Genomic DNA, 14,989 nt, shown 5'->3' with positions numbered 1-14,989 from the left:
ACCACGACCTATCTGTATTGCACCATAAATTGAGATTGCTGATGAGAAGTTGCGAAGCGCTTTCCAAATTTAAGTGAAATCTGCATTACTGTTTTTTAGTATAGACGCTAATTATTGGCGTCACAGATAAGTTGCCATCAGCCCCCTATGAAATGATATAGAAAGAGCACATATACTGTATATCCATTCAGCAAATTTTGTGCAATACTAAATCGTTTATTAGTACTGGCTCATTCATTAAGACGACCAAGTTCATTTTTGTTCACTATCAATTCATTCGGGAAGTGGTAAATGGAGAATATCGAAGTCCGCGGCGCACGCACGCATAACCTAAAAAATATCAATCTCATCATCCCCCGAGACAAGCTGATAGTTATTACAGGGCTATCTGGCTCAGGGAAATCCTCCCTCGCCTTTGATACCCTCTATGCTGAAGGTCAGCGTCGTTATGTTGAATCACTATCCGCGTATGCTCGTCAATTCCTTTCTTTAATGGAAAAGCCGGATGTTGACCATATCGAAGGGCTATCGCCAGCTATCTCCATTGAACAAAAATCCACTTCCCATAACCCGCGTTCAACGGTCGGAACCATTACCGAAATCCATGATTACCTGCGCCTATTGTTTGCCCGTGTAGGCGAGCCACGCTGCCCTGATCATGATATTCCGCTTGCGGCACAAACCGTTAGCCAGATGGTGGATAACGTCCTCGCACAGCCGACCGATCGCCGTATGATGCTGCTGGCTCCGGTCGTGAAAGAACGTAAAGGTGAACACGTTAAGTTACTCGATAACTTAGCGAGCCAAGGGTATATTCGCGCCCGTATTGATGGTGAAGTTTGTGATTTATCTGATCCACCAAAACTCGAATTACAGAAAAAACATACCATTGAAGTCGTGATTGACCGTTTCAAAGTACGCGACGATATCGCCCAGCGTCTTGCAGAATCCTTTGAAACTGCACTCGAGTTATCTGGCGGCACTGCTGTTGTTGCAGATATGGATGATCCAAAAGCCGAAGAATTAGTGTTCTCCGCTAACTTTGCGTGCCCCGTTTGTGGCTATAGCATGATGGAGTTAGAACCGCGCCTGTTCTCATTCAACAACCCTGCAGGGGCTTGCCCAAGCTGCGACGGCTTAGGGGTTCAGCAGTTTTTTGACCCAGAACGCGTGATTCAAAATCCCGAAATTTCCCTTGCAGGCGGGGCTATCCGCGGCTGGGATCGTCGTAATTTCTATTATTTTCAGATGTTAATGTCATTGGGCGAACACTATAAGTTTGATGTTGAAGCCCCCTATGACTCACTCAGCCCTGCAATTCAAAAAGTGATTTTGTATGGTTCTGGCAAAGAAACTATTGAATTCAAATACCGTAATGATCGCGGAGATATTACCGTACGCCACCATCCGTTCGAAGGTGTGCTTAACAATATGGAACGCCGTTATAAAGAAACGGAATCTACCGCGGTGCGCGAAGAGTTAGCAAAATACATTAGCAACCGCCCTTGTGTGACTTGCTCCGGAACACGCTTGCGTAAAGAAGCTCGCTTTGTGTTTGTGGAAAATACCACCCTGCCTGAAATTGCAGATTACAGCATTGGTCATGCAATGGAGTTTTTCCAAAACTTAAAACTCAGTGGGCAACGCGCCAAGATTGCCGAAAAAATCCTGAAGGAGATCAGCGACCGTCTGAAGTTCTTAGTGAATGTGGGACTCAATTACTTAAGCCTTTCACGCTCCGCAGAAACATTATCCGGCGGTGAGGCACAGCGTATCCGTCTAGCAAGCCAAATCGGTGCGGGTCTGGTCGGTGTGATGTATGTGCTGGATGAACCGTCTATCGGGCTCCACCAGCGCGATAATGACCGATTACTGGAAACCCTGATTCACCTACGTAACTTAGGGAACACAGTGATTGTGGTTGAGCACGATGAAGATGCGATCCGCGCAGCCGACCATGTGATTGATATTGGTCCAGGTGCCGGTGTTCATGGTGGGCAAATTGTGGCGCAAGGCACATTGGAAGATATTGTTGCTAACCCAGAATCCTTAACGGGCAAATTCTTAAGTGGTGAGCGCAAGATTGATATCCCGCAAACACGTGTTCCATTTAATAAAGACAAAGTCCTGACTGTCTCCGGCGCAACAGGCAATAACCTGAAGAATGTCACCCTGAATATTCCTGTTGGCTTATTTACATGTATTACAGGGGTTTCTGGTTCCGGTAAATCCACTCTCATCAACGATACGCTATTCCCAATTGCTCAGCGCCAGTTAAATGGGGCAACGGTGATTAACCCTGCGCCGTATACCAATGTCGAAGGTTTAGAGCATTTCGATAAAGTGATCGATATCGACCAAAGCCCTATTGGACGCACCCCACGTTCAAACCCAGCCACTTATACGGGAATATTTACGCCAATTCGCGAGCTGTTCGCGGGTGTACCAGAGTCACGGACTCGCGGCTATAACCCAGGGCGTTTCAGCTTTAACGTGAAAGGCGGTCGTTGTGAAGCCTGCCAAGGGGATGGTGTAATTAAGGTGGAAATGCACTTCTTACCTGATGTCTATGTGCCGTGTGACCAATGTAAGGGCAAGCGCTATAACCGCGAAACCTTAGAAATCAAATACAAAGGTAAAAGCATTCATGAAGTGTTGGATATGACCATCGAAGAGTCCCGCGAATTCTTTGATGCCGTGCCTGCGCTAGCGCGTAAGCTGCAAACACTGATGGACGTTGGTCTCTCCTACATTCGCTTAGGACAATCTGCGACAACCTTATCCGGCGGTGAAGCCCAGCGTGTGAAATTAGCTCGCGAGTTGTCTAAACGCGGCACCGGACAGACCATCTATATCTTGGATGAGCCAACCACCGGATTGCACTTTGCCGATATCCAGCAACTGCTTGTCGTCTTGCACCAACTGCGCGATCAAGGCAATACCATCGTCGTCATCGAGCATAACTTGGATGTAATCAAAACTGCAGACTGGATTGTCGACTTAGGACCAGAAGGTGGTAGCGGTGGCGGTGAGATTTTAATTTCAGGTACCCCTGAGCAAGTGGCTAAGTGTGAAAAATCCCATACTGCGCGTTTCTTGAAGCCTATCTTAGCGCGTGGCTACTGAGTTAACTGAAGTAAAAATAGTTAACAGAAACCGCCAATCAAAATAGAAAAAGGGGAACTCAGTTCCCCTTTTTAATGCTTATATAACCGTTCGTTACTAACGATTACTGGCTAACTGCCGCGAACGCTTCCACGATACGCTTCACGTTATGACGGTTTACACCTGCCATACACACGCGACCTGTTCCAACTAAATAAACCGCAAACTCATCTTTCAAACGGTCAACTTGTTGTTGAGAAAATCCGGTGTAGCTGAACATACCGCGCTGTTTTAACAAGTGATCGAAGTTTTTGTTTGGTAGTGCTTTTTTCAGCTCATCTACCAAAACAGTACGCATATCTAAAATACGCAAACGCATCTCTTCCACTTCGTCCAGCCATTTGGCTTTTTGTTGGCTATCAGTCAGTACTGCCGCAACAATTTTTGCGCCGTTAGACGGTGGGCTTGAATACAGACGACGGACACCCGCTTTCAGCTGACCTAATACACGGTCACGCTCATCTTTATCTTTACAGATAACAGATAAACCACCCGCACGTTCACCGTAGATACCAAAGATTTTCGAGAATGAATTGCTGACAAATACTGGCAGACCCGCTTTTACCATCGTGCGAATTGCATAAGCATCTTCATTAATACCTTCCGCAAAACCTTGATATGCAATATCTAAGAATGGGATCAATTTATGTTCAAGTGCCACTTTCGTCACTTCATCCCACTGGGCTGGCGTTAAATCTGAGCCTGTTGGGTTATGGCAGCAAGGGTGCATTAAGATGATGCTGTTTTCTGGTAACTTTTTGAAAGTCTCCAGCATTTCATCAAATTTAACCCCTTTAGTTTTTTCATCGAAATAAGGGTAGTAATGCACTTTTGTGCCAGCGCCAGAGAAGATAGAGGCGTGGTTTTCCCATGTAGGGTTACTGCACCAGACTTCTGAATTCGGGAAATAATGGTGCAAAAAATCAGCCCCAATTTTCAGTGCGCCAGAACCACCGATGGTTTGTACGGTAGCAATACGCTCTTGAGCGATTAGCGGGCAATCTTCACCGAACACCAATTTTTGTAATTCAGTACGGTAATCTTTCAAACCTTCCATTGGCAGATAAAGCGATGCACTTGCCGGAAGCTTTCTCAGTGCAGCTTTCGCTGTGCCGACGGTTTCCAGCTCAGGGGTTTTCCCCTCTGCATCATAATAAAGACCAATACTCAGGTTAATTTTGCCTTCACGAGTATCTTTATTAAATTCATCCATCAGCGATAAAATTGGGTCGCCCGGATAAGCATCAACATGTTGGTACACAGGATATCTCCTACTTGTAGGTTTTCTTTATTACTTTTGTCTTGTGAAAATAACCCTTTAAAACCTATTCGTCTACATATTCCATTGCGACTCGTGAGGTCAATTTCGTCAAAAGCTCATAGTTAATGATGCCTGTTTGTGCGGCAATTTCTTCCACTGGCAGAGCATTTCCCCATAGAATGACGTCATCCCCCACTTTATCGGTGGCATCTGGCCCTAAATCCACGACAGTCATATCCATGGAAATTCGTCCAATAATCGGCACTTTTCGCCCATTTACTAGAACGGGTGTTCCTGATGGCACGTTACGCGGATAACCATCTCCATAACCAATCGCTACCACCCCAAGGCGGGTATTGCGTTCACTGCACCATGTTTCGCCATAGCCAACACACTGCCCTGCCGAATGCTCTCTCACAGCAATCAGACTGGATTTTAAGGTCATGACGGGTAATAAACCGAAGCTTGCAGCGCTTTTGCCTTCTTGCGGTGAGGCGCCATACATCATAATGCCGGGGCGAACCCAGTCATAATGAGCTTCTGGCCATAAAAGGATCCCTGCGGATGCCGCGATGGATTTTTCACCCGGTTTATCAGAGACAAACTGTTGGAAGCATTCGATTTGTTTTTTGGTGGTTGGGAGCTCAGGCGCATCGGCCTGACAGAAGTGGCTGACAATGTTGATAGGTAAATCCACGTTGCTACAGCTTTGAAGACGTTGGTAAAAACTTTCCGCATGCTGAGGAAGTACGCCAAGGCGATGCATGCCAGTATCGAGTTTCATCCATACTTTGATTTTTTTAGCAAGCTGGGCATTTTCCAGCATTTCCAGTTGTTCAATGCAGTGGATCACCGTATCGATGTTGTATTCCACCATCAACTGCAAATCGGATTTTTCGAAGAAACCTTCTAATAAGACAATCGGTTTTGTCACGCCTTGATGTCGAAGCAGCAGGGCTTCATTTAAACGCGCCACCCCAAAACCATCGACAATTCCTTGAATTTCGGTGCCAACTCCAATTAATCCATGACCATAAGCGTTTGCTTTAACAACTGCAATCAGACGGCTATTCGGCGCCAATTCTCTCACGCGTTGCAGGTTGTGTCGCAGAGCGCGGCGGTTTATTAATGCGGTTGCCGCTTTCATTTCTTCCTCTTAATTATTCATTTTAAAATGTATCAACCAACTACCTAAACTTAAATTAACCGAAATATTCTTTAATCTTTAATTATCAATAAGCTCTAAATAGTTTGAACTGTAGCAAGGCGGTAAACGAAGTCATCCCTAGGAGCATACACAAGTATGTGACTAGGGTGGCTGAGAGCAACCAACACAGCTACAGCTCAAAATATGACGAGATTACTCATCGTCGTAAGCTGGCCCCGCATAATTATCAAACCTCGACCACTGCCCATTAAACGTCAGCCTCACCGTCCCTATCGGACCATTACGTTGTTTACCTAAAATAATTTCTGCGACCCCTTTGAGGTCGCTGTTATCGTGATAGACCTCATCACGATAGATAAACATGATTAAGTCGGCATCTTGCTCGATGGAGCCTGATTCACGTAAGTCGGAGTTTACTGGGCGTTTGTCTGCACGTTGCTCCAAGCTACGGTTTAGCTGAGAAAGCGCCACCACTGGTACGTTTAATTCTTTCGCTAACGCTTTGAGAGAACGGGAAATTTCGGCGATTTCTAATGTACGGTTATCCGACAACGCTGGCACTCGCATTAACTGAAGGTAGTCGATCATAATCAGGCTTAGCCCGCCGTGTTCGCGGTAAATTCGGCGTGCACGAGAACGCACTTCCGTTGGCGTTAACCCCGATGAGTCATCAATGTACATATTGCGTTTTTCCATCAATATGCCCATGGTGCTCGAAATTCGCGCCCAATCCTCATCATCAAGCTGCCCCGTACGAATACGGGTTTGGTCTACGCGAGACAGTGATGCGAGCATACGCATCATGATCTGGTTGCCGGGCATCTCCAAACTGAAGATAAGTACTGGTTTTTCTTCAGTCATCGCCGCATTTTCACACAAGTTCATCGCAAAGGTGGTTTTACCCATGGATGGACGCGCGGCAACAATAATTAAATCTGAGCCTTGTAGCCCTGCGGTTTTCTTATCTAAATCTTGATAACCCGTAGAAACACCGGTGACACCATCATGAGGCTGCTGATAAAGCTGTTCGATTTTCTCAACGGTTTCCGACAAAATCGCTTCAATCCCTTTCGGGCCTTCATCTTTATTCGCGCGAGATTCTGCGATTTGGAAAACTTTGGTTTCTGCGAAATCGAGTAAATCTTCGCTACTGCGACCTTGTGGGTCATACCCTGCATCAGCAATATCATTGGCGACAGAAATCATATCGCGAACAATGGCTCGTTCGCGCACGATGTCCGCATAAGCGTTAATGTTTGCCGCACTTGGGGTATTTTTCGATAATTCCGCTAAATAAGCAAAGCCTCCGACGCTGTCCAATTCTCCTTGCTGTTCAAGGGATTCTGACAGGGTGATCAAGTCAATAGGCTTACCCTGCTCGAGCAGGATCTGCATTTGTGCAAAGATTGTGCGGTGAGGACGACTAAAAAAGTCCGCTGACGTGACACGCTCAGAGACCGTATCCCAGCGTTCGTTGTCTAACATCAGTCCCCCCAATACAGACTGTTCCGCTTCGATAGAGTGCGGCGGAAGTTTTAAGCCTTCCATTTGCTGATCGCGCGGTGGGTTTGTCTTGTAATCTGAGGAGGGTTTTTTAGCCATACTTGAAATATCCACGTCTATAATTAACCAACAGTTAGTATACGCCAATCTTAGGTGTCATGTGGCGTCTTTATTGTTATCTGCACAAGATATTATTGCAGGCACAATCTTAACGCAGCGCACAAACCGATAATTCTTCTCAGTAAAGCATCGCGTTATGATGGGGCAATTGATACTGTTAATAAAAACAAACTCACTCATTGGAGATGATCATGGCAAAACGTATTGAATTTTCGCAACATGGTGGTCCTGAAGTCCTCAATTTTGTCGACTATTCCCCAAATGCGCCGGCTGAAAACGAAATCCAAATCGAAAACCGTGCAATTGGTATTAACTTTATTGATACCTATGTACGCAGTGGACTGTATCCAGTTGCAAGTTTGCCATGTGGACTCGGCACAGAAGCGGCGGGTGTCGTGGTTAAAACTGGCTCCCAAGTCACAGGTTTCAAACCGGGTGATCGCGTCGTTTACGCACAAGGCCCTCTCGGCGCATACAGTGAAGTTCATAATGTGCCCGTCAATGCCGTGGCACATTTACCCGACGGAATTACCTTCGAACAAGCGGCAGCCTGTTCACTTAAGGGTATGACGGTTTACTATCTGCTCAATCAAACCTATCAAGTTCAAAAAGATGAAGTTTTCTTATTCCACGCAGCAGCGGGTGGTGTTGGTCTAATTGCTTGCCAATGGGCAAAAGCGTTAGGTGCGAAAATGATTGGTACCGTTGGCTCTGAAGAGAAGGCACAGCGTGCGAAAGCCGCAGGCGCTTGGGAAGTCATTAATTACCAAACCGAAAATATTGCTGAGCGAGTAAAAGAAATCACCCACGGTGAAAAAGTGAATGTGGTGTATGACTCCGTAGGCCAAGCGACTTGGTTAGCGTCTTTAGATTCACTGAAACGTCGCGGTTTGATGGTGAGCTTTGGTAATGCTTCTGGCGCCGTAACTGGAGTTAACTTAGGGATCTTAAATCAAAAAGGCTCCTTGTATGTGACCCGCCCATCATTAGGTGGCTATGTCACTAACAGAGAAGAGTTAGACCAAGCCAGCAAAGCCCTGTTTGACATGATTTTAAGTGGCAAAGTGAATGTGGATGTGCCGGCATCTCAAATTTTTGCGCTGAAAGATGCCCAAAAAGCCCACCAAACACTGGAACAACGTAAGACTCAAGGCTCAAGCTTGCTCATTCCTTAATTCATAAAAAAGCGCCAGCTATCAATAACTGGCGCTTTTAAAATTCTAACAACGGTAATTTTTACTCACTTCCGTTGCACTAAATAATTACTTCAGTTGCACGAATTAATAGTGCCCTTTGCGTGCTTGCTGCTCTTTGTAGATCTGCTGGTTCTCTTTAATGGTGTTTAACACCGTTCCCTCATAGGGATCTTGCTTTGGTGGTTCTCGCATCTGCCCACCTGACCCCGAACATCCAGCAATTAACAGCAGCAAAGAGGTTGCTATTAATATTTTCATCTGCTTCTTCCTCATTCATTAATGAGTTTTATCATAGCATGCAGATAATCCTATTCAGCCCGCATCAACCAAAATCACAATTTTATTTAAGTAATATTTACTCACCACGGGTCACAAACGCGAGCGCTTGTTCAACCACTGATAAGTCAGCACCTTGTTTATGGGCGTTTTCGCTTAAGTGGCGACGCCATTGACGAGCCCCCGGAATTCCTTGGAAAATCCCTAACATATGGCGAGTCATATGCCCTAAATAAGCCCCGTTAGACAACTCTTTTTCGATGTATGGATACATGCTACGGACAGCAGCAACACTATCGACAATGGGCATTGTTTCATCAAACAATTGATTATCTACCGCGGTTAAAATTGACGGATTTTGATACGCTTCACGACCCACCATCACGCCATCTAAATGTTTTAGATGTTCTTTAGCTTCTTCGAGGGTTTTAACGCCCCCATTGATAGCCATGGTGAGATGCGGGAAATCACGTTTTAATTGGTATACGCGAGGGTAATCCAGAGGGGGAATTTCACGGTTTTCTTTTGGACTTAATCCTGATAACCACGCCTTGCGAGCATGGATAATAAACATGTCGCAGTCCCCTTTTGTGGAGACGGTATCAATGAATTCGCATAAAAATTCGTAGCTATCTTGCTCATCAATCCCAATGCGCGTTTTCACCGTCACAGGGATAGACACCACGTCACGCATCGCTTTGACACAATCTGCGACCAGCTGAGCATCCGCCATTAAACATGCACCAAAACGCCCGTTCTGTACGCGGTCTGATGGGCAACCGACGTTCAGGTTGATTTCATCGTAGCCACGCTCTTGAGCTAATTTTGCGCATTGCGCTAAAGCCGCGGGGTCACTACCGCCCAATTGCAAGGAAACGGGATGCTCTTCTTCGCTATAAGCAAGATAATTGCCTTTGCCATAAATGATCGCACCCGTCGTCACCATTTCGGTGTACAGCAACGTATTTTTCGTTAATAAGCGATGGAAATAACGGCAATGACGGTCAGTCCAATCGAGCATAGGCGCAACCGAGAAGCGGTTAAGATTTTTGTAACCACCTGTTGTTGATGGTGTATTTTGTTCTATCGTTTGATTTTGTTGCATGTTGGTCTTTTGGCGTTGATATCGAATTTAAGGCTTATGCTGTTGTGAAATAGCAAAAGAAAGCCGCATTTTAACAGCTGACTTTCTTTTGTCATAATAAACTATTGCCATAATAAACTGGGCAGGTCGTTTTCCAGGAGTTGGTGGCGCCCTTATTATCTATGATAAAAAAGGCGCCTCTGGCTTAGTTTTTTTGAAGGGAAACTTGGCCGAACGTCATAAAAATCAGTGTACTACCCGCAACGCCGCGATAAACACCTTGTTGCTCATTTAACTCACAAGCCAATGCCGCCAACTGCCATGCATCATACTCTTCGATATCGCTCACTCGGGAAGTCAGCAAGCTATTATCTTGGCGCTCGCCGTAGGCTTTAACCGCAATCGCATCTCGCATTAATGACTCATCAATGGAGCTATTCGCCCAGCCCCACATCCAGCTCCCCACATTTTGGTCATAAGTCCCAATGATTTGCACGGGTGCCGTCACCATTATATTATCCGGTGCATGGAAAATAATGGTGCCTTCATCTTGATCCACCGACCAACTGGCCTCATCCAGTTTCCAATTATCGCAATGAAACTGATTTTTCAATTCCAGAGAGTTCATGCTGCGTTCAATTAATGCCTCATAAGGCATCTGTTCTAATTCACTCTTCATGTTAAATACGATTCCATTAACCAATATTTTTCAGTGCGTCGATAACCATCTGCCAAAACTTGTCACTGTCTAATTTCACGGCAACTTGCGTATGGCAATCAGCAGGAGCGGGATGTCGAAAATCTGCCACCGTCATACCAAGGGTCAGCGTTCCCGTTAATTCGATGTCCACAGGGACTTTTTGGGTGGTCATTACTGACGGGTCAATCACATAGGCAACAGCGCAAGGATCATGCACTGGCGGCGCATCAAAACCCTGAGCTTGTTTATACATTTTTCCGAAGAAATCCAGCAATTCGACAACAAACTGCGAGCATTTCGTGTCTATTTCGGCAATTTTCGCCACCACATCTTGCGTTGCCAGTGCTTGGTGAGTGAGATCCAGACCAACCATCGTTAGCGGCCATTTTTCATTGAAAACAATATGGGCAGCTTCTGGATCTATTTTGATATTAAATTCCGCGACTGGACTCCAATTTCCCACATGGTAGCCACCGCCCATCAACACCACTTCTTTCACACGTTCCACAATCTGTGGTTCTAACCTTGCCGCTAACGCGATATTGGTCAGCGCCCCCGTAGGCACTAAGGTAATGGTTTTTGGCGGGTGGGACATAATCGTATCGATGATCAAATTCACCCCATGGCGCTCATCCAACACTAACGTTGGAGTTGGAAGCTCAGGACCATCCAATCCGGAATCGCCATGAATATCGGGCGCCACTTCCACTTCACGCACTAATGGGCGCGCTGAACCCGCAGCAAAAGGAATGCCGCGAATATTCGCCATTTCAGCAATCGCACGGGCATTACGGGTGACTTTTTCGAGAGTTTGGTTGCCTGCAACCGTGGTGACGGCGAGTAAATCGATGTCTGGATTACCGTAAGCCAGTAGCATAGCGATGGCATCGTCATGCCCTGGGTCACAGTCTAAAATAATCTTTTTCGTCATAGGGTTGCCTTATCGTCAATCGGGATCCACATTTTGCGGATCCCAATTTAGCTATCTCATGCGGCAAAATCTATGCTCGATGTCTGAATACGGAGAAATTTATTTCAAAACATGCGCATACACGCGTTTTGGTCCATTTTCATTTTTTGAAATATAGACCCCTTGTAGCTCTGGAGCAAAGCCCGGCAAGGCGTTAATTCCCGCTTCCAGCGCTTTAAAATACTGAAGAACAGGCCCTGACCAGACTTCCCCCGGTACCACACACAGCACGCCCGGCGGATAAGGTAACGCCCCTTCTGCGGCAATTCGCCCCTCTAACTCATCCAGTGGCAGCAATTCCACATTGCCGCGAATAAACTCCAGATGTGCCTGTTGTGGATTCATTTTCACTACCGGGAAATACGCCTTGCGGAACATCTCTTTTTGTAGCTGTTTAATATTAAAATCCACGCTTAATTGATGCATTTCTTGGCACAATCGACGCAGAGTATACCCTTGATACTGTTCCTGATAACGCTGATACACGGATGGTAAAACGTCTTCAAATAATGCGTCTTCATCCAGAAGCTGCTCGAAACGCACTAAGTGAGAAACCAGCAATTCCAGCTTTTCACGTGATTCCGCTGGTGTTAGCAGGAATAAAATCGAGTTTAAATCGCATTTTTCAGGGATCACCCCATGTTCACGCAGGAAATGTGCCAAAATCGTCGCAGGAACCCCGAAAGACTCATACTCGCCGCTTTCTACATCAATCCCCGGCGTCGTCAGCATCAGCTTGCATGGGTCAACGAAATATTGGTCTTGCGCGTAACCCTCAAACGCATGCCAACGCTCTTTCGGAATGAAATTAAAGAAACGCTGCTCCGATGCAATTTGTTCTGTTGGGTATTCATGCCACGGCTTGCCATCCACTCGCTCAGGGACAAACGGTCTAAAGTGACGGCAGTGTTGAATAATGGATTTTCTAACTTCAATCCCTTGCCTCACACACTCCATCCACATCATTTCCCCCGCTTCCCCTTGGTGCATACGCGCATTCACATCTAATGAAGCAAACAGCGGATAAAACGGGCTAGTAGAGGCGTGCATCATAAACGCGTTATTCAGTTTCTTATGGGAAACAAAGCGCTCTTGACCTTTGATATGGTTATCTTTTTTATGGATCTGCGAAGCCTGCGAAAAACCCGCCAACTGCTTATGAACAGATTGCGTCACCATAATACCGGGGTCATTCTCGTTCAGTTCCAGCAGCAGCGGTGAGCATTGGCGCATCATTGGAATAAACTGTTCGTAACCCACCCACGCAGAATCAAACAGAATGTATTCGCAAAGATGCCCAATCTTATCCACCACTTGTCTCGCGTTGTAGACTGTTCCGTCATAAGTCCCTAGCTGGATCACGGCAAGGCGGAACGGTTTTTCTGCCTGTGATTTTTCCGGCATCACTTCGCTCACCGCGTTTCTTAAGTATTCTTCGGTAAAACAGTGGGCATCAATCCCACCAATAAACCCAAATGGGTTACGCGCTGTTTCCAAATAAACCGGTGTTGCCCCTGCTTGGATCAGGGCGCCATGATGGTTAGATTTATGGTTATTGCGGTCAAACAGCACTAAGTCACCCGGTGTTAATAAGGCGTTCAGAACGACTTTATTGGATGACGACGTGCCATTAAGCACAAAGTAGGTTTTATCTGCATTGAACACTTTCGCCGCAAATTTTTGGGCTTCTTTTGCTGCACCTTCGTGGATCAGCAAATCCCCCATCGCCACATCGGCGTTACATAAATCAGTGCGAAAGAGATTTTCACCATAGAATTGGTAGAACTGTTCACCTGTTGGATGGCGACGGAAAAATTGCCCGCCTTGGTGCCCGGGGCAGGCAAACGTCACATTGTGACCCGCAGCATAATCCATCATTCGCGCAAAGAATGGCGGTAATAATTGTTCAAGGTATTGGTTCGCAGCATCCTGTAGTTGGCGGCTATTCTCTTCACGCGCAGCCGGTGCTGGCGGTAATAATGCCGTCAAATAGTCAGGGGTTGGTGCATTGTCTGGTAGCTGCTTGTCATTAATGACAAACAGCGGAATACTGAGTTTACTGTCTGCAACTCTCTTCCACAGCCCTTGGTTGGCATCTTGTTCAGAGAGCACAACCGCAGCGATATTATTTAACTGTGCATCGCGAATATCTACCCACTGGAATTGACCCGTAAAATAGATAGCGACCCCCTGGCTACATGCCACATTGATTTTCTTCATAGCAGTCTGGCTCTTGGTTAGCTGAGGTAAAGAGGGGCTCAATATACTTGATAGATACTGAGATTGAAATAGTCAGAATTAATGCAAAATTATTCAGTTTTGCCTAGGGTGAATATTTTTTATAACTCACTGGTTAATAGTATAAAAATTTCCGGATAACCTCACCGGCTTTTTAGTCATAAACCATAAAAAATAGATTGTTTGCAGATTAACCGACCGAAACAGACAATAATGACAGTGGATCAGTCGGTTAATTTTTCGGGATGACGAGGTTACTTGTTTCTTTCCACATACAGGGTTTGAGATGGATACGCAAAGTCCGCATTGTGACGCTTAACTATATCAATAATTTTCAAATAGACCGCTTGCTGCGCATCCAGCCATTCTGCCCATACGGTGGTTTTCGTAAAGCAGTACACCATAATATTTAGGGAAGAATCCGCAAACGCATCGAAATAGACCAGCAAGGTTTGCCCTGTATCGATATTTTCATCTTGCTTCAGCATGGTACGAATATCGTCCACAATCGCGCTGACTTTGTCGGAATCTTCATAACGTAAACCAATTTCCGTTTTAATCCGTCGGTTGGTCATGCGCCCTGGGTTTTCAACACTAATGGAAGAAAACAGCGAGTTAGGAATATAGAGTGGACGATGGTCAAACGTAACAATCTTGGTGATCCGCCAGCCAATTTCAACGACTGTCCCTTCAATATTTCTATCCGGCGAACTGACCCAATCCCCAATATTAAACGGGCGGTCAAAATAGAGCATGATCCCTGAGAAAAAGTTACTCAGAATATCTTTACCCGCCATACCGATGGCGATACCGCCAATGCCCCCAAATGCCATTAATCCTGACAAACTCATGCCAAAATGTTCGCCAAATAACAGCATAATGATGACGATGACCGCAGTCTTAAATACTCGCGCAATAATCCGCGCGGAAGTCGGGTCACTGCCTTTTTTAATCTGTTTTTTCTCTAGGCGGTTAACCAACTGAAAGAATTTTCGCGTGATAATCAATGCTATCACCGATATGGCGACTAAATTAATCAGCGGTGTTGAAATAAAGGTTAAATCAAAGTCACTGGCTGCCATATCTACAGATTGAGCTGCCACCAACACCATCACGCACAGCACCATGGTTTGGATCACATGCACCAAAATGCTTTTTCGCTTATGTTTGTGCCGCTTGTGTAAAACTTCAAAAAGCAAATACAACGCTAAACAGACGGCAATGATGGTCATGCCAATGGCATATTTTTCAAGTAATGCTTCTATCATGTTTATTGCCCTAAACTGACATTGAAAACTAATTTGCTGT

Annotated in this window: 11 protein-coding genes; 2 read left to right on the top strand and 9 right to left on the bottom strand. The window is 45.7% G+C overall.

The features are described 5' to 3' along the window. Window positions 1-291 precede the first annotated feature (291 nt). Window positions 292-3,126: an excinuclease ABC subunit UvrA gene (gene uvrA / locus HFU86_RS03155; RefSeq protein ID WP_132497155.1), complete on the top strand. Its 2,835-nt coding sequence runs from the start codon at window positions 292-294 to the stop codon at window positions 3,124-3,126. A 103-nt stretch (window positions 3,127-3,229) separates the two neighbouring features. Here the strand turns inward: uvrA and HFU86_RS03150 are convergent, their stop codons facing one another. The 3 genes from HFU86_RS03150 to dnaB all read right to left on the bottom strand — a co-directional run bounded on the left by HFU86_RS03150 (window position 3,230) and on the right by dnaB (window position 7,196). Next, complete coding sequence (locus HFU86_RS03150; RefSeq protein WP_132497156.1) at window positions 3,230-4,426, bottom strand: amino acid aminotransferase; 1,197 nt, start codon at window positions 4,424-4,426, stop codon at window positions 3,230-3,232. A gap of 64 nt (window positions 4,427-4,490) precedes the next feature. Beyond that, entirely contained in the window at window positions 4,491-5,573 is a 1,083-nt protein-coding gene (gene alr / locus HFU86_RS03145; protein WP_154626147.1) for an alanine racemase, read from the bottom strand. 213 nt (window positions 5,574-5,786) lie between these two features. After that, entirely contained in the window at window positions 5,787-7,196 is a 1,410-nt protein-coding gene (gene dnaB / locus HFU86_RS03140) for a replicative DNA helicase (RefSeq protein ID WP_036955040.1), read from the bottom strand. A gap of 212 nt (window positions 7,197-7,408) precedes the next feature. On the opposite strand from dnaB, the gene HFU86_RS03135 reads away from it, so the two are divergent. Next, window positions 7,409-8,392: a quinone oxidoreductase gene (locus HFU86_RS03135; protein ID WP_036955043.1), complete on the top strand. Its 984-nt coding sequence runs from the start codon at window positions 7,409-7,411 to the stop codon at window positions 8,390-8,392. Window positions 8,393-8,497: 105 nt separating this feature from the next. Here HFU86_RS03135 and HFU86_RS03130 read toward each other — a convergent pair whose 3' ends face one another. From HFU86_RS03130 to HFU86_RS03105, 6 genes are all read right to left on the bottom strand, one after another. Then, window positions 8,498-8,671, bottom strand: a complete 174-nt coding sequence (locus HFU86_RS03130) for a hypothetical protein (RefSeq protein ID WP_165906964.1) — start codon at window positions 8,669-8,671, stop codon at window positions 8,498-8,500. 97 nt (window positions 8,672-8,768) lie between these two features. Further along, window positions 8,769-9,794 (bottom strand): tRNA dihydrouridine(20/20a) synthase DusA, encoded by a 1,026-nt coding sequence (gene dusA / locus HFU86_RS03125; RefSeq protein ID WP_132497158.1) that lies wholly within the window; start codon window positions 9,792-9,794, stop codon window positions 8,769-8,771. A gap of 184 nt (window positions 9,795-9,978) precedes the next feature. Then, entirely contained in the window at window positions 9,979-10,452 is a 474-nt protein-coding gene (locus HFU86_RS03120) for a DUF6882 domain-containing protein (RefSeq protein WP_187128713.1), read from the bottom strand. Between the two features lie 16 nt (window positions 10,453-10,468). Then, the gene (gene uriH / locus HFU86_RS03115; protein WP_187128712.1) at window positions 10,469-11,404 is read right to left on the bottom strand and encodes a uridine-preferring nucleoside hydrolase UriH; all 936 of its coding nucleotides are present in this window, start codon (window positions 11,402-11,404) and stop codon (window positions 10,469-10,471) included. A gap of 99 nt (window positions 11,405-11,503) precedes the next feature. Beyond that, window positions 11,504-13,663: an ornithine decarboxylase gene (locus HFU86_RS03110; protein WP_187128711.1), complete on the bottom strand. Its 2,160-nt coding sequence runs from the start codon at window positions 13,661-13,663 to the stop codon at window positions 11,504-11,506. Between the two features lie 272 nt (window positions 13,664-13,935). Next, window positions 13,936-14,949: a mechanosensitive ion channel family protein gene (locus HFU86_RS03105; protein ID WP_132497162.1), complete on the bottom strand. Its 1,014-nt coding sequence runs from the start codon at window positions 14,947-14,949 to the stop codon at window positions 13,936-13,938. Between the last annotated feature and the right edge of the window lie 40 nt (window positions 14,950-14,989).

Source organism: Providencia sp. JUb39 (assembly GCF_012272845.1).
Classification (GTDB): Bacteria; Pseudomonadota; Gammaproteobacteria; order Enterobacterales; family Enterobacteriaceae; genus Providencia; species Providencia lanzhouensis.
Note: the sequence above shows the minus strand (reverse complement) of the source record. Positions and strands in the feature narration are given on the sequence as shown.

Bases quoted from the DNA above. Each gene is read 5' to 3' on its own strand.
- uvrA (WP_132497155.1), top strand. From the start codon at position 292: ATGGAGAATATCGAAGTCCGCGGCGCACGCACGCATAACCTAAAAAAT.
- dnaB (WP_036955040.1), bottom strand. From the start codon at position 7,196: ATGGCTAAAAAACCCTCCTCAGATTACAAGACAAACCCACCGCGCGAT.
- HFU86_RS03130 (WP_165906964.1), bottom strand. From the start codon at position 8,671: ATGAAAATATTAATAGCAACCTCTTTGCTGCTGTTAATTGCTGGATGT.
- uriH (WP_187128712.1), bottom strand. From the start codon at position 11,404: ATGACGAAAAAGATTATTTTAGACTGTGACCCAGGGCATGACGATGCC.
- HFU86_RS03105 (WP_132497162.1), bottom strand. From the start codon at position 14,949: ATGATAGAAGCATTACTTGAAAAATATGCCATTGGCATGACCATCATT.
- HFU86_RS03110 (WP_187128711.1), bottom strand. From the start codon at position 13,663: ATGAAGAAAATCAATGTGGCATGTAGCCAGGGGGTCGCTATCTATTTT.
- dusA (WP_132497158.1), bottom strand. From the start codon at position 9,794: ATGCAACAAAATCAAACGATAGAACAAAATACACCATCAACAACAGGT.
- HFU86_RS03120 (WP_187128713.1), bottom strand. From the start codon at position 10,452: ATGAAGAGTGAATTAGAACAGATGCCTTATGAGGCATTAATTGAACGC.
- HFU86_RS03135 (WP_036955043.1), top strand. From the start codon at position 7,409: ATGGCAAAACGTATTGAATTTTCGCAACATGGTGGTCCTGAAGTCCTC.
- alr (WP_154626147.1), bottom strand. From the start codon at position 5,573: ATGAAAGCGGCAACCGCATTAATAAACCGCCGCGCTCTGCGACACAAC.